This window comes from Exiguobacterium indicum HHS 31, from assembly GCF_001939065.1.
GTDB lineage: Bacteria > Bacillota > Bacilli > Exiguobacteriales > Exiguobacteriaceae > Exiguobacterium_A > Exiguobacterium_A indicum.
Genome location: NZ_MPSZ01000001.1, coordinates 1,393,470 through 1,413,674, shown reverse-complemented (window position 1 = coordinate 1,413,674; position 20,205 = coordinate 1,393,470). Strand labels below are relative to the sequence as shown.

The following is a 20,205-nucleotide window of genomic DNA, read 5'->3' as shown; positions in this document are numbered from 1 at the left end:
TTCCCTGATTTAAAATCCGGTAAACGAATGCTATGATGAAAGCAGCGAATGAAAAAGAGAGAAAGAAGGTGGAGTGATGGAGCACCCCCATCAAGTCGTCGGGCGCGTCAAACGTGTGCTCTTTTCTTCTGAAGAAGAAGCACACTCCATTGTATTGGTCGCCGTCAAAGAAAAGAACTTTGAACTGAAAGAAACCGAGCTCGTCATCACGGGTACTGGGGTTGGGATCGAACTCGGAGGAACGTATCAAGCATTCGGTCGTCTCGTCGATCATCCCCGATTCGGAAAACAACTGAAGGCGGAACTGATTCGGCGATCGGTTCCGATGACAAAACATGCGACGATCCGCTTCTTGACGAATGGTTCGTTCACCGGCATTGGTCCGAAGACAGCGAAAAATATCGTCGATGCTCTCGGAGAAGAGGCAGTGGATCTCATTTTGAAAGATGAACGGGTACTGAATCAGGTGCCTGGGTTAAAACAAAAACAAGCTGACATCATCTTGAGTCGACTCGCCACGTTATACGGTGTCGATCAGTTGATGCTGTTCTTAGCACCATTTGATGTTACGCCGAAGCTAGCGGCAAAGATTTATGCTGCTTACGAAGGGGACGCCATGGCGCGAATACGAGAGAATCCATATTCCTTGATGTATGAAGTGAATGGGATTGGTTTTAAGACAGCCGATCATATCGCATCACATCTCGGACTCGTCGGATTACACCCGGAGCGCGTCGCTGCTTCGATCATGCACATATTAGAACAAGAAGCAGGAGAGGGACATGCCTTTGCGACAGTCGACTCACTATTGCAGCGAGCACCCCGTTTGCTTGGTGAAGACCCGGGTGAACGGCTAGAACAAGCGATTGAACTGTTGCTCGCTGAAGATAAGGTCAAGCTCGAAGAAGGCTGTTTGTATTTACCGACGATCTTTTATGCCGAAGTCCGAGCGGCGAAGGAACTGGCGCGCGTCATGGCGAACGGTGCCGAACAGGAAGTCGATGTCGCGACGATCCTTGAAGCAATCGGGCATCTCGAAGAACAGTTTGGCATGGAATATGCGGCGCAACAGCGAGAAGCGATCGAGTTAGCGGTCAAAGCACCGCTGATGGTCCTGACCGGTGGACCCGGTACCGGTAAGACGACTGTTATCAAGGGAATTTTACATGCCCTGCAAGAAATTCATGATTGGCCGCTTGAGAAGAGTCGCGTCAAGACGGGAGATGTTTATCCGTACGTCCTTGTTGCACCGACCGGACGCGCCGCTAAACGTTTGTCGGAAGCAACGGACGTCCCAGCGATGACGATTCATCGTCTGTTGAAGTATGACGGAACGAATTTCCAATTAAATGAAGATCAGCCGATCACCGGGAAAGTACTGATCATCGATGAGTCGTCGATGATTGATATCTACTTGTTATCGAGTCTGCTCCGTGCTGTGCCGAACGGTATGAAAATCTTGTTCGTCGGTGACCGCGATCAGTTACCATCCGTCGGTCCAGGGCAGGTGCTGGCAGATTTGATGGATACGGAAGGGATTCCCGTCGTTCGTTTGAACGTCGTCCATCGCCAAGCGGAAGATTCTTCGATTTTACGGCTCGCGCATGATTTGAAGAACCGGACGACGTCAGCTGATTTGTTATCACCACTTGCGGATCGTCGCTTTTACACCGCGTCTCCGCAAGAGACGTTACGCGGCATCTCAGCCTTCGCGGAAAAAGCACTCGCAAAAGGGTATTCGAAATTCGATGTTCAGGTTCTGGCACCGACTTACCGTGGGCAGGTCGGAATCGACGAACTGAATGTCGCCTTGCAACGCGTCTACAATCCGGAGGAACCGAAAAAACGCGAAGTCAAACAAGGCACTCGGATTTACCGGACCGGGGATAAGATTCTTCAGCTCGTCAATAATGCGGAAGAGAACGTCTATAACGGAGATATCGGCGAAATCGTCAATATCTTCTTCGCCAAAGAGAACGTCGACAAGGTGGATAAGATCATCGCCCGCTTCGACCAGACGGAAGTCGAGTACAACCGGAGTGACTGGGATCAATTCACGCATGCCTACGCGATTACGATCCACAAGGCACAAGGGTCCGAGTTTCCGATCGTCTTGATGCCGGTCTATTTCACGGGGGCATTCAAGCATTCCCGAAACTTGATTTATACGGCGGTCACCCGTGCGAAGTCGAGTTTATTATTGTTCGGCGACCCACGAGCGTTTCATAAAGCGTCGCAAGAAGAGGAGCCGCGGCGCCGAACACGATTGATTGAACGACTCGGTGGGGTGACAAAGACTTGACGGATGCTGTGTGATAGGTAATAATCACGATAGATGAATGGACGTAACACGTTGATGGAAGATAAGTAAAAGGAAAACTCGAGTCCAGAGAGAAGTGAGTCTGCTGCAATCACTTTCTCGAGTCCCTTTGAAGCTCCTTCCGGAGTCGGGTGTAAACACCTGCGGGTCATCCCCGTTATCAGATGTTCGAGGTAGGCAATGGATTGCTTACGAACGAGGGTGGTACCACGGAAGCGATGCTTTCGTCCCTTTTCAGGGATGAAGGCATCGCTTTTTTGCGTCCAAATAAAACCAATGGGGGTAACTGTTCATGAAAGCTCTAAAACCATTAACGGGTGCACAAATCCGTCAGATGTATCTTGATTTCTTCCAAAGCAAAGGGCATGCGATCGAACCGAGTGCTTCACTCGTACCGGTCGAGGATCCATCGCTCTTGTGGATCAACTCAGGGGTTGCGACACTCAAGAAATATTTCGATGGTCGTGTCATTCCTGATAATCCACGTATCGTCAACGCACAAAAATCAATCCGGACGAATGATATCGAAAACGTCGGGAAAACAGCACGTCACCATACGTTCTTCGAGATGCTCGGAAACTTCTCTGTCGGTGATTACTTCCGTGAAGATGCAATCAAATGGGGCTGGGAACTCTTGACGAGTGATGACTGGTACGGTCTTGACCCGGAACGTCTCTCGGTCACGATTCACCCGGAAGATGACGCAGCGCGTCAAATCTGGCTTGAACTCGGTGTACCGGCTGAGCGGATCATTCCACTTGAAGATAACTTCTGGGAAATCGGTGAAGGTCCATCTGGTCCGAACACGGAAATCTTCTTCGACCGTGGACCTGCTTTTGGAGACGATCCGAACGATTCAGAACTCTACCCAGGTGGCGAAAACGAACGCTATCTCGAGATCTGGAATATCGTTTTCAGTCAGTATAACCACGATGGACACGGCAACTACACGGAACTTCCGCGTAAAAACATCGATACAGGAATGGGACTCGAACGGATGGCATGTGTCATGCAGGACGTGCCGACGAACTTCGATACGGATCTGTTCATGCCGATCATTCACAAAACAGAAGAGATCAGCGGTAAAATCTACCGTGATGATTCGAAACTCGATGTAGCATTCAAGGTCATCGCAGACCACATCCGTACTGTGTCATTCGCAATCGGTGACGGTGCGCTTCCTTCGAATGAAGGTCGTGGATATGTCCTTCGTCGTTTACTACGCCGTGCGGTTCGTTATGCGAAGATGCTTGGAATCGAACGTCCGTTCATGTATGAACTCGTCGATACGGTCGGGAATGTCATGGTCGACTTCTACCCACAAGTTCCAGAAAAAGCAGACTTCATCAAACGTGTCATCAAAAACGAAGAAGAACGTTTCCATGAGACACTTCATGACGGTCTTGCAATCTTGAACACAGTCGCTCAGACGTCTAAGGCGAACGGTGAGCATGTTATCAGTGGCGAAGATGCGTTCCGTCTGTATGACACGTATGGTTTCCCACTCGAATTGACAGTCGAGTATGCGGAAGATCATCAGATGTCTGTTGATGAAGAAGGCTTCAAACTAGCGATGGATGCACAACGTCAGCGTGCACGTGCAGCGCGTGAAGAGAGTGGTTCGATGCAACAGCAATCGGAAGTCCTCTCGACGCTAAAAGATAAAAGTACGTTCGTCGGCTATACCGACCTTAAGGCGGATGCGAAAATCATCGCATTGTTGCATGATGGAGAACGAGTCACAGAAGTCGCTGCTGGTGAAGAAGCACAAGTCATTCTTGACATCACACCGTTCTACGCTGAAAGTGGTGGTGAAGTCGCGGATACAGGAACAATCGAAGGCAAAGACTTCGTTCTTGATGTCAAAGATGTTCAAAAAGCACCAAACGGTCAAAACTTGCATACGGTCATCGTTCGTACAGGGATCGCAACGGAAGCTGCAGACGTCGTTGCAACAGTCGAAGCAGCAGAGCGTAAAGCCGTCACGAAAAACCATACGGCAACACACTTGCTTCATAAAGCATTGAAAGATACGCTCGGAACACACGTCAACCAAGCAGGATCACTCGTTTCTCCAGATCGTCTTCGTTTCGACTTCTCACACTTCGGTGCAGTGACACAAGAAGAGTTGACGAAGATTGAACAAGACGTCAACCAAGCAATCTGGGCATCACTACCGGTTGATATCGAAGAGATGAACATCACTGATGCAAAAGCAAAAGGCGCAATGGCATTGTTCGGTGAGAAATACGGTGAAACGGTCCGTGTCGTCTCAGCAGGCACATACTCGATCGAGTTGTGTGGCGGTATCCACGTCGGGAACACAGCAGAAATCGGCTTGTTCAAGATCGTTTCAGAGTCTGGTATCGGTGCAGGTACACGCCGAATCGAAGCGGTAACGGGTGCAGGCGCATATCGTGTCATGAATCAACACTTGGAAACACTCGAACAAGCAGCAGCTGTCTTGAAGACGAAGACGACAGAAGTTCCTGTTCGCATCGAAGCACTGCAACAACAGCTCCGTGAGACGGAACGGGCGAATGAATCGTTGCAAGCAAAACTCGCGAACATCGAAGCTGCTTCATTGAAGGACGATGTTGAGGAAATCAATGGCGTGCGTGTGCTTGCGAAACGGGTCGACGTCTCAGATATGGATGCTCTTCGCGGTATGATGGACGAGTTGAAGAGCTCGCTCGGATCGGCAATCATCGTTCTCGGAAGTGCGCAAGGCGAGAAAGTCAATCTCGTCGCAAGCGTCTCAAAAGATTTAATCGACCAAGGCTATCATGCTGGTAAATTGATCAAGGAAGTCGCAACACGCTGCGGTGGTGGCGGTGGCGGTCGCCCTGACATGGCTCAAGCTGGTGGAAAAGATGCGTCGAAATTAGAAGAAGCACTCGCGTACGCTTCACAATACGTGCAATCACTGGCATAATAGAAACGTAGTGTATATGAAAGAGGTGATGAACGTGAGTCAGATGGATCAAACGATGAAATTCAACTTTCCGGAAGACGATAACAAAGCAGCGACACGTGATGTGTTGTTGACGGTCTATCATGCTTTAGAAGAAAAAGGATATCATCCGATCAACCAAATCGTCGGCTATCTCCTTTCAGGAGATCCTGCTTACATTCCTCGTCATAATGACGCACGTAATTTAATTCGTAAGATTGAACGCGACGAATTGCTCGAAGAACTCGTGAAATCTTATTTGGCGGAGAGTGGAAATTCAAAATGAAACGTGCAATGGGACTAGATGTCGGTTCGAAGACGATCGGGGTAGCGGTCAGTGACTTGATGGGCTGGACGGCGCAAGGCGTCGAGACGGTCAAGTGGACGGAACCGGATTACCCAGAAGCCTTCAAACGGCTCGATGTCATCATGAAGACATACAATGTCGAAATCCTAGTCATTGGTCTTCCGAAAAACATGAACGGTTCCATCGGTCCCCGCGCAGAAGCAAGTGAAGCTTTTGCGAAGGAAATCGAACAGCATACCGGGCTTGAAGTCGTCTTCATGGATGAACGGTTGACGACGATGCAAGCAGAACGGATGCTGATCGATGCCGATGTCAGCCGTAAAAAGCGTAAACAAGTCATCGATAAGATGGCTGCCGTCATGATCCTGCAATCGTACTTGGATCGGACGAATCGATGAAGGGGGAGAAACCGATGGCTGAAGAAAAACGTCAGTATCTCTTTCCAGATGAAGAGGGCGGCGAACATCTTTTCGAAGAATGGTACCGTTACTCGAGTGAACGTACAGGAAAAACCTATCTGTTTCTTGAAATGATCGGTAACCCTGACGAAGGAGCAGATGATCTGATCATCTGTGAGATCGATGAATATGGAGAAGGCGAAGATGATTTCGAATTGAGCCTGATCGATGAAAATGATGAGCAAACTTGGGATGAACTCGAGCTTGCGTTAAAGGAGCGGATCACTGATGCAACAGAATGAACCAACACGTTACGTAATTCCGGACGGCGAAGGAAATGATTTCGAATTCGTAGAACGTCTGCGTTACGAAAGCCCACGTTCGAGTAAGACATACATCTTCCTTGAGCCAATCGGAGCAGACTATGACGAAGCAGAAGAAGTCGATATCTTCGTTTACGAACTTGACGAATACGGTGATGGAGACAACGACTTCAACCTCGTACCGATCGATGAAGATGATACAGCGACTTGGGATGAAATCGAAGAAGTCTTTAACACGCTCGAAGATCAGTTAGACTAACCCGACTCATGACAGGTGACGTCGTAAGAGACTTTCTCTTACGATGTCACCTTGTTTTAAGAGAAGAAGGAGGAACCGATGGAGAACGAATGGAAGCAAAATGCCGAAATCGAAAAAAGGCGACGCCGGACATCACGGCGGATTACGCTAATCATCCTTTCTGTATTGTTGACGATTTTTCTAGTTGCCAGTGCGGTCGTCTATGTCTTTTTGAAAAATGCGCTTGAACCAGTCGATGAAGCAGCGACGAAATCCGTCAAAGTCGAAGTTCCTTTAGGAGCAGGGACGAGTACGATTGCTTCCTTACTAAAGGAAAAAGACTTGATTGCGAACGAGACGATTTTCCGTTATTACGTCCGTTATAAGAATGAATCGTCATTCCAGGCGGGTACGTATACACTGTCACAAGCCATGTCCCCGGATGAAATCATCAATGAATTAAAGACGGGAACGGTCATGAAGGCAGCGGATGTGAAAATCACGTTACCTGAAGGCATCACGATGGATCGTCAAATCGCTTTGATCGCGAAAGCAACGAACTTCAAGGAAGAGACGGTCCGTAAAGAATTGACGGATGCGACATTCATCGACAGCATGATTGAAAAATATCCGATGTTGACGGATGAAGTGAAAAAAGATGGTGTCCTGTATGCACTTGAAGGGTACCTCTTCCCAGCAACGTATGAGTTTGATAAAGGAAAAAGCATTGATCAAATCGTCGAGACGATGCTCGATGAAACAGAAAAAGTCTACGATGAGAATGAGGATGCCATTCAAAAGTCTGGCATGACCTTCCATGAAGTACTCAGTCTCGGTTCCATGGTCGAGCGTGAAGCGGCGACAGCAGATGATCGTCGTGAAATCGCTGGTGTCTTTAAAAATCGATTGGATGACGGTATGAAGTTACAGTCGGATCCAACGGTTTGGTATGGCACAGGTGAAAATACGGCTTTAACGACGCTGAAGGATCTCGAGAACAATTCGAAGTACAACACGTACAAGTACGAAGGAATTCCGATTGGTCCGATTTCAACGGTCAGTAAGGATTCGGTACTTGCCGTGTTAAATCCGAATAAAACGAAATATGTCTATTTCTTCGCCCGTCCACCAAGTGATAAACATCCACGAGGACAGATTCTATACGAAGAGACATATGAAGAACATCAACGAAACGTCGTTAAGTATAAGCCGGAATGGGTGGAATACGAAGCGAGTAAAGAGCAATGAGCAACGGGTTGGGTTGAAGCGGGAAGTTCGCTTCAAGTCAACCTGTTTATGCGGAAGAGGGAGTGAATGGCGTGAATGATTTCACGACCTATGTCGAATCAATGATTCATCCTCGAGATGCTCTGTTAGAAGAAATGGAGCGTTATGCGGAAGAACATCATATACCAATCATCGAACTGACAGGTTCCGAAGTCTTGTTATCGCTATTGCGATTACAACAACCGAAGCGCATTTTAGAAGTCGGAACCGCAATCGGATATAGTGCGATTCGGATGGCCCGTGCGCTACCGGATGCGCGCATTACGACGATTGAACGAAATGCAAAGCGGTATGAAGAAGCAAAAACCTTCATCGCCCGGTCAGATGTGGCGGACCGGATTGACATCATTTTTGGTGATGCAGTAGAATTAGCCGAAACGCTTGAAGACCAGTTCGATGCGGTCTTCATTGATGCAGCTAAAGGACAGTATAAAAAATTCTTTGCAGGATATGGGCGACTCATTCCTGAGGGCGGCGTGCTCTATACGGATAATCTCTTCTTACACGGAGATGTCCTCGAGTCTGATCCGAAGACATTCGATCGAAGAAGACGTCGACTCGTGCGTCTCGTCAAGGAATTCACGGTCTGGATGATGGAACAAGAACAATACGATACGACGATTTTTCCGCTCGGTGACGGTGTATCCGTCAGTCGGAAAAAGTCGAAATGATGGAGGAACGAATGACATGCAAAAACCGGTAGTAATTGGCGTAGCGGGCGGAACGGGTTCAGGGAAGACGACGGTGGCACGTTCACTCGTCGATGCGTTCCCAAGTGAATCAATCGTCATGATTGAGCAGGACGCGTATTATAAAGATCAAAGTGATTTATCAATGGAGGAGCGGTATCAGACAAACTATGATCACCCGTTCGCTTTTGATAATGGTCTGTTGATTGAGCACATTCAGTCGCTCCGTGAAAACATTGCCGTTGAAAAACCGGTATATGACTATGTCGCCCACACGCGGGCACAAGAAACGATTCGTCTCGAACCACGCGATGTCATCATCGTAGAAGGAATTTTAGCGCTTGAAGACGAACGGTTACGGGAACTAATGGATATCAAGGTGTTCGTCGATACGGATGCGGACGTTCGCATTTTGCGTCGGATGCAACGTGATATCAACGAACGTGGACGTTCGATCGACTCAGTCGTTGAGCAGTACACGAACGTCGTTCGTCCGATGCATCTGCAGTTCTGTGAACCAACAAAACGGTATGCGGACATCATCGTACCGGAAGGCGGCGAGAATCATGTCGCGATCGATTTACTCGTGACGAAGATTCGAGCGATTCTTGATTATCGTTCAGCACTCGATCAAAGAGGATATTGATTCCAAAAAAGATGTGAATATACTATACTAGTGGAATAAAAAGGAGCGTGACAAAAATGGCAGAAAAGCAATACTACATGACGCTTGAAGGTAAAGCGAACATTGAAAATGAATTGAATGAATTGAAGTCAGTCCGCCGGAAAGAAGTCGTCGAGAACATCAAGATCGCCCGTTCGTTCGGTGACCTTTCAGAGAACGCTGAGTACGATTCAGCAAAAGAAGAGCAAGCGATGGTCGAAGGCCGGATCGCTCAACTTGAAGAGATGCTTCGTAATGTTGCCATCATCTCAGAAGAAGAGAAGGATATCTCGGTCGTCGGTATCGGAACGACGGTCACTTTCTTAAGTGTCGAAGATAACGAAGAAGATACGTATACGATCGTCGGTAGTGCCGAAGCAGATCCGTTCACGGGTAAAATCTCGAACGAATCACCAATCGCGAAAAGTTTAATGGGGCACCAAGTCGGAGATCAAGTCTCTGTACCAGCACCAGGCGGCGAATACGCAGTAAAAATTACATCGATCAAATAAAGAACACAGGAGCCGGAGCAATCCGGCTTTCTGTTTGATGGAGGAATGAATTATGCCAATCGCAATCATCGGCGCAATGGAAGAGGAAGTCAACTTATTGCGTAATGAGTTATCAGAACGTAAAGATACAGTCATCGCAAACTATCATTTTTATGAAGGGCTTTTAAATAGCGTTCCTGTCGTCATCTTGAAGTCAGGAATCGGGAAAGTGAACGCTGCGATCGGGACGACATTATTGCTAGACCACTACAAACCAAGTGCTGTCATCAATACGGGCTCAGCAGGTGGATTCAAGGAAGGCTTAACGGTCGGGGATGTCGTCGTCTCAACAGAAGTACGTCACCACGACGTCGACGTGACGGCATTTGGATACGAATATGGTCAGGTACCTGGAATGCCAGCTGCCTATCAAGCAGATCCGAAGCTTGTTGCAACGGCAGAAGCCGTCATCGAGCGGATGGATGCGATTCGCGTCGTTCATGGATTAATTGCGACAGGCGATTCATTCATCCACGATTCAGAGCGCTCTGCTCAAATCAAGGCGCACTTCCCAGAAGTCGCAGCCGTCGAGATGGAAGCAGCACCAATCGCACAGGTCTGTCATCAGTTCGGTGTTCCGTTCGTCGTAACGCGGTCGATTTCAGATAGCGCCAATGAAGAAGCGTCACTCTCGTTTGATGAATTCCTCGAGATTGCGTCAATCAATTCCGCTAAAATGGTCATGGAAGTCGTACGGACGTTAGTAGAATGAGGTATGGGGGAAGGGCAAGGGAGACCATGCTCTTCCTTTTTTCTTTGACAAAAGTATATTAACGCTTTATATTAGTACCAGATACTAATAACAAAAGGGGATGCCTTATGAAGATCGGGATTGTAGGATTAGGAACGTCTTTGCCGTCACGCCGCGTGACGAACGATGAATTAGCAACGACGCTCGATACGAGCGATGAATGGATTCGGACACGGACAGGAATCGGGGCACGACGGATTGCAGCCGATGATGTGGATGTCACTGACTTAGCGACAGAAGCTGCTCAGAAAGCGCTTGATGATGCTGGATTGACAGTAGAGGACATCGGGTTGATCGTCGTCGGAACGGCAACAGGACGAGCATTTCCGTCTACTGCCTGTATCGTTCAAGAGCGTCTTGGAGCACGCGGAGCGACTGCATTCGATATTAGTGCGGCATGTAGTGGTTTCATCTTTGCATTACAAACAGCTGCTAGCATGTTAGCAACAGTCGAAGGAAAACATGCGCTCGTCATCGGTGCTGAAAAAATGTCGAGTATCGTCGACTGGTCAGACCGGTCAACTGCCATCTTATTTGGAGACGGTGCAGGGGCAGTCGTCATCGGATCAACTGAGCAAGAGGGTCTTAATGCCTTTGAGCTTGGAACAGATGGACGCGGAGCACATTTGTTATTTAAGGACATCGATGGACCAATCGAGATGAATGGTCGTGAAGTCTTTAAGTTCGCTGTTCGCAAATTACCGGAAATCGTTGAAAAAGTCATTCAAAAAGCGGATAGCACACTCGAAGACATTGATATCTTGATTCCGCATCAGGCAAACCTACGAATTATCGATGCAGCGTGCGAACGACTGCATATACCGCAAGAGAAAGTCATCGTCACCATCGATGAGCATGCGAATACATCGGCTGCTTCAATCCCACTCGCGCTCGAAGAAGCACGTCAACAAGGACGCTTGACACCTGGTACGAAGCTCGTACTTGCTGGATTCGGTGCCGGATTGACTTGGGGAGCAGCATACATTACTTGGACTAAAGGAGAGAACACATAAGATGATGAGAAAACGCGTTGTAGTCACAGGAATCGGAGCACTGACACCAATCGGGAACGATGCTAATACATTCTGGGAAGCATTAAAAGAAGGAACGAACGGGATTCGACCGATGGAGCGTCTCGATATCGATGAATATCCAACAAAGGTCACTGGCGAATTGCAGAACTTCGACGTGACAGAATTCATCGAGGCGAAAGAAGCACGCAAGATGGACCGCTTCGTTCATTACTCACTTGTCGCAAGCATGGAAGCTGTAAAAGATGCTGGAATTGATATCAAGTCGATTGCTGAACGTGCAGGTGTCTGGATTGGATCAGGGATTGGTGGCGTGGAGACAATCGAGAAACAAGCAAAAATTTACTTCGAGCGCGGACACCGTCGTGTCAGCCCGTTCTTCATTCCGATGATGATTCCGAACATGGCAAGCGGTCAGGTATCGATCTATACCGGAGCCAAGGGGCCGAATAACTGTTCTGTCACAGCATGTGCTTCAGGAACGAATGCGATCGGGGAAGCACTTCGTGTCATCGAACGGGGCGATGCAGATGTCATGATCGCTGGTGGAGCGGAAGCACCAATCACGAACTTAGCGTTTGCTGGTTTTTGTTCCAACAAAGCGATGTCAACGAATCACGATCCTGAGACAGCAAGCCGTCCGTTTGACGAAGGACGTGATGGATTCGTCATGGGAGAAGGAGCAGGCATCTTGATTCTTGAAGAGTACGAGCATGCGGTAGCACGTGGCGCAAAAATCTATGCCGAAGTCAGTGGGTATGGATTAACAGCTGACGCCTACCACATCACAGCTCCAGATCCAGATGGAGACGGTGGAGCACGTGCGATGGCAATGGCAATCCAAGATGCAGGTATCGCACCAGGAGCAGTCGGATATATCAATGCACACGGAACGAGTACACCGATGAACGACATTCTTGAAACGAAAGCGATCCACAGTGTCTTCGGTGAACAGGCAAAACAACTCGTCGTCAATTCGACGAAATCGATGATTGGTCACTTGCTTGGTGGCGCAGGTGGGGTCGAGGCGATTGCGACGATTAAATCGCTACAAGAACAAACCGTTCACCCAACGATTCATCTCAAACAGCCAAGTGAAGGTTGTGATCTTGATTACGTGACGGAAGGTGCACGGAGCGTCGAATTGAATTACGCCCTGAGCAACTCGCTCGGGTTCGGTGGACACAACGCATCACTCGTCTTCAAACGTTACGAAGCTTAAGCTTAAGCGATTCCCTTGGAAAAACGAGGGGGTCGCTTTTTTGCTGATTTTCTGATTCAATAGAGAAATGCGTGTTTGACGCAGAAAGGAGTCGTTTATGACTAACATCACAAGAAAAACATCAATCCTGATACTGATCCTATTTTTATTGATTGGTCTCAGTGGTACGCTCATATATCGTCTATCATCTCAAAAGACGAAAACAGATCAGGAGACCCAAGCAGTGAAGGTTGAATTAATTGAATCATCACTCCCGAAAACATCCGATATTGCGTTAGCGACGGATAGCCGTTCTCAGACACTGTTAGCACAACTGTATGAAGGATTATATGTCTTTACTTCTGGGACATCCGTCCGTAGAGGATTAGCACAGGATATGTCAGTCTCAAAGGATCGTCTGACGTATACGATTCAACTCAAACAAACGAAAAATGCGCAGGGTCAGTCGATCACGGCACAAGACTTTGTCGATAGTTTCCGACGTGTAGCAGCTAATAAAACGAATTCTCCTTATGGTTTTTTATTTGAAGTGTTTGAAAATGGACGTGCCGTCAACGACGGAAAAATGAAGCCAGAGCGTTTAGGTGTAAAGGCGAAAGGACGCGATCAACTTGTCATCACGCTGAATCAGCCGGTTTCGAATCTAAAAGAATTACTCGCGATGTCCGTCTTTTATCCCCAACCGGAATCTAAGAAGTGGCAGGAGCTCACGGGTAATGGTCCGTTTACACTAGAACAGATGTCGAAAAACGGATATACGCTTAAGAAAAACAACCAGTATCATCAACAAAATGTTGTCACGGTCGAGAAAGTGAAAAGTCGCATCATCTTTGATCATCAGACGCAATGGAGTACGTATGAGAACAGTAAAGCAGCGATTCTTCCGTTACAAGAGAGTGTCGAGACACAAGAAGATCAAGTCTCTCGACCAACCTATCAAAAAAAGCGGAGCGGTGTCTTTTATATCGCATTTAATCAAAAAAATGAAGCCTTCCGCGAAAAAACACTCCGACAACGAATTGCTTACGCCTTGATGGAAAAAGAGTCCGTTCAACTTCCTTTAGGATATGCAGGCATTCCGACGAATCGATTCGTTGTTACAGATACGAATGTATTAATGACAGAACCGGTACAAGTAAAAAAAGAAAATGGTAAACAACAGAAGAAACAACGAATCGAGATGCTTAATTTTGATGATCCACAGGCAAAACGGATCGGGAAACAGCTCGAGACGTATCTTGAGAAACAGTTGCCTAATATTGATATCGTCCTTAAACCCGTTGCGATTGAAGAGAAAATAAATAAAGAACAATCAGCACAATATGCGATGACACTTACAGGTTGGATGCCAGATTATCCAGGTCCACTTGCGTATTTGAATCAGTTCGTTTCGGATAATCCGTTAAATTCCGTAAACTATCAATCCGATACGTATGATCAGACGATTGAAAAAGCACGACAGACACAAGATGTAAAGAAAAAACAAGCACTGTATCATCAAGCGGAAAAACGTTTAATTAAACAAGATGCTGTCATCGTTCCTTTGTATCAGACGACTGAAAAATTATATGTTTCTGATACGATTCAAGGAATTGAAGTCCCCATCTATGGACCAGAATACCTACTTCGATCGATGAAAATTCTAAAATAATTATTTAACTGGGACTATTTTTGCGTGTGGTCCCAGTCTTTTTTGAAAAAATATTTAGAAAAATCGGATAAAAGGTTTGCAAAATTATCAGAACATTGTAAACTATTTGTAACGAAGGGTTTGATTCGAATATAGTAATTCTTTTTTTTCGGTCAAAAACCTGACAGTATCATGCTTTTAGAATTTTAGGGGGGTCATCGTAACATGAAGAAGAAAAGCTTTGCTCTAGCTACATCTGTAGCTCTCGTATCAAGTGCGTTCCTCGCAGCTTGTTCGACAACGGATTCAGGCGACAAATCGGGCGACACAGGTTCAAGCAAAAAATCAAGTGAACAAACGCTTAACTTGATTGAATCAGCTGATATTCCTACACTGAACCCGACGACTTCGACGGACTCAGTCTCATTCAACGTGTTGAATAACACAATGGAAGGTCTGTACCGTCTTGATGACAAGCAGCAACCAACACCAGGTATTGCTGAAAGCCACAAAGTATCGGACGACAAGTTGACGTACACGTTCAAATTACGTGATGCGAAATGGTCTGATGGTACACCACTTACGGCAAAAGATTTCGAATATGCATGGAAAGAAGTTCTAAATCCTGAGAACGCTTCACAGTATGCATATGTCTTCTACAATATCGAAGGTGCAGAAGAGTACAACACGAAAAAAGGCGATCGTGATGCTGTCGGTGTTAAAGCAGTCGATGACAAAACGCTCGAAGTTAAGTTAAAAGCACCTGCAGATTACTTCCTCGGTCTCACTGGATTCGGACCATTCATGCCGAAATCAGAAGAACTTTCGAAGAAAATCGGGAAAGACTTCGGTTCGACTGCAGATAAGTCGCTCTATAACGGACCATTCAAATTAACAGAGTGGACACGTGAGCAAGGCTGGAAAATGGTTAAAAACGATAACTACTGGGATAAAGATGCGGTCAAACTTAAAACGATCAACGTTAAGGTCGTTAAAGAGACAGCGACAGGTGTTAACCTTTACGAAAAAGGTGACATCGATCGTACAGGTCTAACTTCTGAGTTTGTTGCTCAGTACAAAGACAATAAAGAGTTTAAAACAAAAGGTGAATCAACAATCTTCTACCTTTACCTCAACACAAAGGTAAAAGCACTTGATAACGAAAAAATCCGTCGCGCCATCGATATGGGTTACAACAAAAAAGGAATCACGGATGTTATCCTTGCAAACGGATCACTTCCAGCAAACTATCTTGTACCAAAAGATTTCGCGAAAGACGCTGACGGAAAAGACTTCCGTGACAAGTATCCAACATTCAACGAATACAATGCAGACGAAGCGAAAAAACTCTGGGAAGAGGGCTTAAAAGAAATCGGTCAAAAATCGGTTGATCTTGAACTCTTGAACTATGATAGCGATGATTCGAAGAAAATTGGTGAGTTCTTGAAAGGCGAGCTTGAGAAAAACCTTCCAGGTATGAAGGTTACGATCAAGCAACAACCGTTCAAAAACAAACTTGATCTTGAGAACAAAGGCGATTTCGAGTTCTCAGTAGCGGGCTGGGGTCCTGACTATCAAGATCCAATGACGTTCCTCGATCTCTTCGTCACTGGCGGACCATACAACCGTGGTAAATGGTCAAATGAAGAGTACGATAAACTCATCAAAGACGCACAAACACAAACAGATGCAGCAAAACGTTGGTCTGAATTGCAAGAAGCTGAGAAAATCCTTCTTGATTCTGCAGCGATCTCACCTGTTTATCAGCGTGGACGTGCATTCCTCGTTAAACCATACGTCAAAGGAGTCGTCGAGCATAACTTCGGCGCAGACTTCTCTTACAAATGGGCTTCGATCGAAGGAAAATAAGCAAAATAAAAACTACTTCCGATTTCATCCGGAAGTAGTTTTTTGTTTGGAAATATCAAAAAAGACCGGAGCATTCCGATCTCTTTTGGAGAAAAACTTATTTTTTTACTTTGGCACGCTTCCGCTGTAAGCCCATTGCCTTCTCGATTTTCGCGAGTTTTTTAGCGGCAACGGCTTCAGCACGGTCACGCCCAGCATCAAGAATCTGATCGAGTTCTTCCGAATCAATCAATTCATAGTAGCGTTGTTGAATCGGTTCAAGTTCCGAAATGATCGCTTCGGCGACATCTTCTTTAAATGTTCCGTAGTTCGAACCTTCATATTTAGTTTCGAGATCTGGAATCGAGATGCCAGCGAGTAGGGAGTAGATCTCAAGCAAATTCGACACACCTGGTTTGTTCTCTCGATCGAATTTGACGATACCTTCCGAGTCCGTGACGGCTGATTTTACTTTTTTACGAATGACGTCTGGTGCGTCAAGCATCGAGATGAAGCCTTTTGGATTCTGATCAGATTTTGACATCTTTTTGTCTGGCGTCGTCAGGCTCATGATCCGAGCTCCTGACTCAGCGATGATTGGTTCTGGTAATGTGAACGTCTCATAGTAACGACTATTGAAACGCTGAGCTAGGTCGCGCGTTAACTCAATGTGTTGTTTTTGATCATCCCCGACCGGAACGAGTTCCGCATCATAGAGTAGGATATCGGCTGCCATGAGTGTTGGGTAAACGAACAACCCTGCTCCAATCCGGTCTTTTCCTTGAGATTTATCTTTATACTGTGTCATACGCTCGAGCTCACCCATCCCGGAGAGGCATGTTAACATCCAGCCGAGCTGCGCATGTGCTTTGACTTCTGATTGAACGAAGATCGTTGATTTTTCTGGATTCAGACCACTTGCGATGTAAAGTGCAGCGAGTGCACGTGTATTGTTCATCAGTTCGACACGATCGATATCGACCGTGATCGAGTGTAAATCAACGACGCAATAATACGCATCATGCCCGTCCTGTAAGTTAACGAAGTGTTTCATGGCACCTAAGTAATTTCCGAGTGTCACTGTTCCTGTTGGTTTGATACCTGAGAAAATCGTTTTCATAGTGAAATCCCTCCAAATAATAAAATCAAAATAAAAAACGTCCCTTGAAAATCAAGGGACGAATCATCGCGTTGCCACCCAAGTTGCTATTCGCATAGCCGCTCAATTTGCTGTAATGGGCAACCCCATCTGACTCTACTTGATTCAAGTCAGCCACTCGAAAGTCCATTCACGTAGGCATCACCTGTCCATTTTCAGCACCATGGACTCTCTGAAAGGGATGTACCTAAGTTACTACTCTTTGTCGTCGTGTTTTCTTGTTTAATTCATTTAAGTTTACCATACGATAGAAGACACGTCACGGTGATTTCGATTAAAAGTAAGAGATGATCAGCGATACGATAATGAAGATGACACCGCTAGATACATAAGGTTTTGTTCGCGCAGAAGCCCGATTTTGCTTTTTACGGAGGACTTCTTCCTCTTCGTCATCATCTTCGTAGTAATCGCCATCAATCTCTCGAAGCTTTGCTTCCCGTTGTTTTTTAAATCCAGCTGTCATGCCACGGAAGAAGCCGTTAGCCGACATGTTGGAAAAGAATCCGATTGCCATCAGCAAAAAGCCTCCAATGAACAACCCACCGGATAGATGGTATATAATACCGTGCGTCGAATCGATGATAGTCGCCCATATCGTATAAAGTAACACCAGAATGACCGCAGTGATGACCGGTCGGAAATAGGTCGATCGCATGAAAAATCCCCCTTTATTGCATTGATACTCTTAGTATACGAAACTTTTAATCCTGTTACGAATCAGTAACAGACGAATGATGCAAAATAGCAAATAGTGTGACTATTTACTTGACGTTAATGCTATTCTCACATAAAATCAATTTATCACTTCGTTTAGGTTTTTGAAACTAGGTCAATGGATTTTGGGGAATACATTGCAGTTTCGACGGGACGTTATTGATGTCATAGGCATTATGGCAACTTGGAAATTGAAAAGGAGATGACTTACCGATGAAGAAAAAAACAGTCGGTCTTGCTTTATCCGTCATGCTTGCAGGAAGCGCTGTGCTTGCTGGATGTTCGACAGGTGGAGGAGACAGTGATTCAGGTTCGACAGACGGAAAGAAAAATTTACGTTTGACGGATACATCGGATATCACGACAGTTGACCCAGCGAAAGCTACGGATGCTGTCGCGTTCAACATGATCGGGAACACGATGGAAGGTCTTTATCGTTTAGACAAAGACGGAAAAGCGATTCCAGCACTTGCAGAAAAAACAGATATTTCAAGTGACAATTTAACGTATACGTTCACACTTCGTGATTCGAAATGGTCTGACGGTACGCCGGTCAAAGCACAAGACTTTGAATTTGCATGGAAGCGTGCAGCTGATCCGAAAACAGGTTCTGGTTATTCTTACATCTTTGACACGTTAAAAAACGGCTCTGATGTGACAAAAGGTAAAAAATCTGTCGACGAACTCGGTGTTAAAGCAATCGATGACAAAACGTTAGAAGTAAAACTTGAGCGTCCGGCTCCTTACTTCCTCTCATTGACATCTTTCGGTACGTACACGCCAATTAGCGAAGATTTCTACAAAAAGAATGAAAAAGACTTCTCACTTAAACCAGATAAATTGCTTTATAACGGTCCTTTCGTTTGGGAATCGTGGAAAACGGATTCAAAACGTGTTCTGAAAAAGAACGATAACTACTGGGATAAAGATGCCGTCAAACTTGATGAAGTTACGATCAGTGTCGTTAAGGATACGTCAACAGTAGCGAATCTTTATGATTCAAATGAGATTGATTATGCAGCTCTGACTTCAGAGCAAGTTGAAGCTTATAAATCGAAGCCGGAATTCAAAACAGCTCTTCGCTCTTCGATTGCTTATTTGAAATTCAACAACGAAGATGCAACGATGAAGGACGTGAATGCACGTAAAGCCATCGCTCGTGCGATCGATCCAAAAGGAATCACGGATACGCTTCTTGCGAACGGATCGATTCCAACAACAAGCTTCATTCCAAAAGAATTTGTCAAAGATGCATCAGGAAAAGACTATACAAGCGACATCAACTGGTTCGATCGTGATGCTAAAGAAGCAGCAGATCTTTGGAAAAAAGCAAATGGTAACAAAAAAACAACGATTGAATTGCTCTCATTCGATAGTGAAGATGCGAAAAAAATCGGTGAGTATATGAAAGGTCAAATCGAGAAGAATCTTCCAAACGTCACAGTTGCCATCAAGCAACAGCCGTTTAAGAATAAACTCGATCTTGAAGCAAAAGGAGATTATCAAATCTCTTACTCACTTTGGGGTCCAGACTACCAAGATCCAATGTCTAACCTCTCGATCTTTGAATCAACAAACAGCCAAAACGACGTCAAGTATAAATCCTCTGCTTATGATAAATTGTTGAATGCAGCGAATGAAGAGTCAGATTTAACAAAACGTCTTGATCTCTTTAAACAAGCGGAAGCACAATTGATCGAAAAAGATCAAGCGATTGCTCCAATTTATCAAGCTGGTTCTGCATATTTAAGCCGTCCGACGGTCAAAGATTTCAACCGTCAATTGTTCGGAGCAGATTTCCAATACAAATACGTTGACATTAAGTAATCGAGAATGGGAGCGTCCCCTGATCAGTTCGGGTACGCTCCTGTTTTATACTACTTTTTCTGAATGGAAACTCATTTTTTACGAAAATGTGAAAGTTTCGTAAAAAAGTAGTTCTAATTACTTTGTTAGCAAAGTATAATGGAATCAAACGAAAAATTCTGACTATTGGATGAAATTAGAAAAACATCCAAACGAACATCAAATCAAAGCACAATAAAAAAGAATTTTTAAATTTTTATGACAAAATTCTTGAATGTTCCGACAATTGTGGGTCATACTGATTTTATTGATGT

18 protein-coding genes and 2 other annotated features are annotated in these 20,205 nt (G+C 45.7%); of the genes, 16 read left to right on the top strand and 2 right to left on the bottom strand.

The genetic code is table 11. The annotated features are described in order from the left end of the window. The first annotated feature begins 76 nt into the window (after positions 1 to 76). The 15 genes from recD2 (at position 77) to N179_RS07555 (ending at position 16,233) form a co-directional block, all read left to right on the top strand. The gene (gene recD2 / locus N179_RS07625; protein ID WP_023468913.1) at positions 77 to 2,302 is read left to right on the top strand and encodes an SF1B family DNA helicase RecD2; all 2,226 of its coding nucleotides are present in this window, start codon (positions 77 to 79) and stop codon (positions 2,300 to 2,302) included. Positions 2,303 to 2,344: 42 nt separating this feature from the next. After that, positions 2,345 to 2,555: a binding site (T-box leader), on the top strand. Positions 2,556 to 2,612: 57 nt separating this feature from the next. Further along, positions 2,613 to 5,255, top strand: coding sequence for an alanine--tRNA ligase (gene alaS, locus N179_RS07620; RefSeq protein ID WP_058713808.1), 2,643 nt, complete (start codon positions 2,613 to 2,615; stop codon positions 5,253 to 5,255). A 34-nt stretch (positions 5,256 to 5,289) separates the two neighbouring features. Further along, complete coding sequence (locus N179_RS07615; protein WP_029342229.1) at positions 5,290 to 5,559, top strand: IreB family regulatory phosphoprotein; 270 nt, start codon at positions 5,290 to 5,292, stop codon at positions 5,557 to 5,559. Continuing rightward, the gene (gene ruvX, locus N179_RS07610; RefSeq protein ID WP_023468910.1) at positions 5,556 to 5,978 is read left to right on the top strand and encodes a Holliday junction resolvase RuvX; all 423 of its coding nucleotides are present in this window, start codon (positions 5,556 to 5,558) and stop codon (positions 5,976 to 5,978) included. Before N179_RS07615 ends, ruvX begins: the two co-directional genes overlap by 4 nt. 14 nt (positions 5,979 to 5,992) lie before the next feature. After that, positions 5,993 to 6,280, top strand: a complete 288-nt coding sequence (locus tag N179_RS07605) for a DUF1292 domain-containing protein (RefSeq protein ID WP_023468909.1) — start codon at positions 5,993 to 5,995, stop codon at positions 6,278 to 6,280. Beyond that, complete coding sequence (locus tag N179_RS07600) at positions 6,267 to 6,560, top strand: DUF1292 domain-containing protein (protein ID WP_023468908.1); 294 nt, start codon at positions 6,267 to 6,269, stop codon at positions 6,558 to 6,560. Before N179_RS07605 ends, N179_RS07600 begins: the two co-directional genes overlap by 14 nt. A 78-nt stretch (positions 6,561 to 6,638) precedes the next feature. Beyond that, complete coding sequence (gene mltG / locus N179_RS07595; protein WP_058264763.1) at positions 6,639 to 7,787, top strand: endolytic transglycosylase MltG; 1,149 nt, start codon at positions 6,639 to 6,641, stop codon at positions 7,785 to 7,787. A 71-nt stretch (positions 7,788 to 7,858) separates the two neighbouring features. Further along, on the top strand, positions 7,859 to 8,497 hold the full coding sequence (locus N179_RS07590) for an O-methyltransferase (RefSeq protein ID WP_023468906.1): 639 nt from the start codon (positions 7,859 to 7,861) through the stop codon (positions 8,495 to 8,497). Positions 8,498 to 8,513: 16 nt separating this feature from the next. Continuing rightward, on the top strand, positions 8,514 to 9,161 hold the full coding sequence (udk, locus tag N179_RS07585; protein WP_023468905.1) for a uridine kinase: 648 nt from the start codon (positions 8,514 to 8,516) through the stop codon (positions 9,159 to 9,161). 56 nt (positions 9,162 to 9,217) lie between these two features. After that, positions 9,218 to 9,691, top strand: a complete 474-nt coding sequence (greA, locus tag N179_RS07580) for a transcription elongation factor GreA (RefSeq protein ID WP_029342224.1) — start codon at positions 9,218 to 9,220, stop codon at positions 9,689 to 9,691. Between the two features lie 52 nt (positions 9,692 to 9,743). Further along, positions 9,744 to 10,442 (top strand): 5'-methylthioadenosine/S-adenosylhomocysteine nucleosidase, encoded by a 699-nt coding sequence (gene mtnN, locus N179_RS07575; protein WP_058713810.1) that lies wholly within the window; start codon positions 9,744 to 9,746, stop codon positions 10,440 to 10,442. A 107-nt stretch (positions 10,443 to 10,549) separates the two neighbouring features. Continuing rightward, complete coding sequence (locus N179_RS07570) at positions 10,550 to 11,494, top strand: beta-ketoacyl-ACP synthase III (RefSeq protein ID WP_023468902.1); 945 nt, start codon at positions 10,550 to 10,552, stop codon at positions 11,492 to 11,494. Position 11,495: 1 nt separating this feature from the next. Continuing rightward, on the top strand, positions 11,496 to 12,734 hold the full coding sequence (gene fabF / locus N179_RS07565; protein ID WP_023468901.1) for a beta-ketoacyl-ACP synthase II: 1,239 nt from the start codon (positions 11,496 to 11,498) through the stop codon (positions 12,732 to 12,734). A 223-nt stretch (positions 12,735 to 12,957) separates the two neighbouring features. Further along, positions 12,958 to 14,385 (top strand): peptide ABC transporter substrate-binding protein, encoded by a 1,428-nt coding sequence (locus tag N179_RS07560; protein ID WP_158024756.1) that lies wholly within the window; start codon positions 12,958 to 12,960, stop codon positions 14,383 to 14,385. Between the two features lie 204 nt (positions 14,386 to 14,589). Further along, a complete protein-coding gene (locus N179_RS07555) occupies positions 14,590 to 16,233 on the top strand; it encodes a peptide ABC transporter substrate-binding protein (protein WP_023468899.1) in 1,644 nt (547 codons plus the stop codon). A gap of 97 nt (positions 16,234 to 16,330) precedes the next feature. On the opposite strand, the gene trpS is transcribed toward N179_RS07555, so the two are convergent. Together trpS and N179_RS07545 are read right to left on the bottom strand one after the other, a co-directional pair. Then, complete coding sequence (gene trpS, locus N179_RS07550) at positions 16,331 to 17,332, bottom strand: tryptophan--tRNA ligase (RefSeq protein ID WP_023468898.1); 1,002 nt, start codon at positions 17,330 to 17,332, stop codon at positions 16,331 to 16,333. 51 nt (positions 17,333 to 17,383) lie between these two features. Then, positions 17,384 to 17,589: a binding site (T-box leader), on the bottom strand. A gap of 56 nt (positions 17,590 to 17,645) precedes the next feature. Then, the gene (locus tag N179_RS07545; protein ID WP_035396667.1) at positions 17,646 to 18,026 is read right to left on the bottom strand and encodes a DUF3899 domain-containing protein; all 381 of its coding nucleotides are present in this window, start codon (positions 18,024 to 18,026) and stop codon (positions 17,646 to 17,648) included. A 272-nt stretch (positions 18,027 to 18,298) separates the two neighbouring features. Between N179_RS07545 and N179_RS07540 the strand changes: the two genes are divergently transcribed. After that, on the top strand, positions 18,299 to 19,912 hold the full coding sequence (locus N179_RS07540; protein WP_035396669.1) for a peptide ABC transporter substrate-binding protein: 1,614 nt from the start codon (positions 18,299 to 18,301) through the stop codon (positions 19,910 to 19,912). Positions 19,913 to 20,205: the final 293 nt, after the last annotated feature.

Bases quoted from the DNA above. Each gene is read 5' to 3' on its own strand.
- recD2 (WP_023468913.1), top strand. From the start codon at position 77: ATGGAGCACCCCCATCAAGTCGTCGGGCGCGTCAAACGTGTGCTCTTT.
- alaS (WP_058713808.1), top strand. From the start codon at position 2,613: ATGAAAGCTCTAAAACCATTAACGGGTGCACAAATCCGTCAGATGTAT.
- ruvX (WP_023468910.1), top strand. From the start codon at position 5,556: ATGAAACGTGCAATGGGACTAGATGTCGGTTCGAAGACGATCGGGGTA.
- N179_RS07605 (WP_023468909.1), top strand. From the start codon at position 5,993: ATGGCTGAAGAAAAACGTCAGTATCTCTTTCCAGATGAAGAGGGCGGC.
- N179_RS07600 (WP_023468908.1), top strand. From the start codon at position 6,267: ATGCAACAGAATGAACCAACACGTTACGTAATTCCGGACGGCGAAGGA.
- mltG (WP_058264763.1), top strand. From the start codon at position 6,639: ATGGAGAACGAATGGAAGCAAAATGCCGAAATCGAAAAAAGGCGACGC.
- udk (WP_023468905.1), top strand. From the start codon at position 8,514: ATGCAAAAACCGGTAGTAATTGGCGTAGCGGGCGGAACGGGTTCAGGG.
- greA (WP_029342224.1), top strand. From the start codon at position 9,218: ATGGCAGAAAAGCAATACTACATGACGCTTGAAGGTAAAGCGAACATT.
- mtnN (WP_058713810.1), top strand. From the start codon at position 9,744: ATGCCAATCGCAATCATCGGCGCAATGGAAGAGGAAGTCAACTTATTG.
- N179_RS07570 (WP_023468902.1), top strand. From the start codon at position 10,550: ATGAAGATCGGGATTGTAGGATTAGGAACGTCTTTGCCGTCACGCCGC.
- fabF (WP_023468901.1), top strand. From the start codon at position 11,496: ATGATGAGAAAACGCGTTGTAGTCACAGGAATCGGAGCACTGACACCA.
- N179_RS07555 (WP_023468899.1), top strand. From the start codon at position 14,590: ATGAAGAAGAAAAGCTTTGCTCTAGCTACATCTGTAGCTCTCGTATCA.
- trpS (WP_023468898.1), bottom strand. From the start codon at position 17,332: ATGAAAACGATTTTCTCAGGTATCAAACCAACAGGAACAGTGACACTC.
- N179_RS07545 (WP_035396667.1), bottom strand. From the start codon at position 18,026: ATGCGATCGACCTATTTCCGACCGGTCATCACTGCGGTCATTCTGGTG.
- N179_RS07540 (WP_035396669.1), top strand. From the start codon at position 18,299: ATGAAGAAAAAAACAGTCGGTCTTGCTTTATCCGTCATGCTTGCAGGA.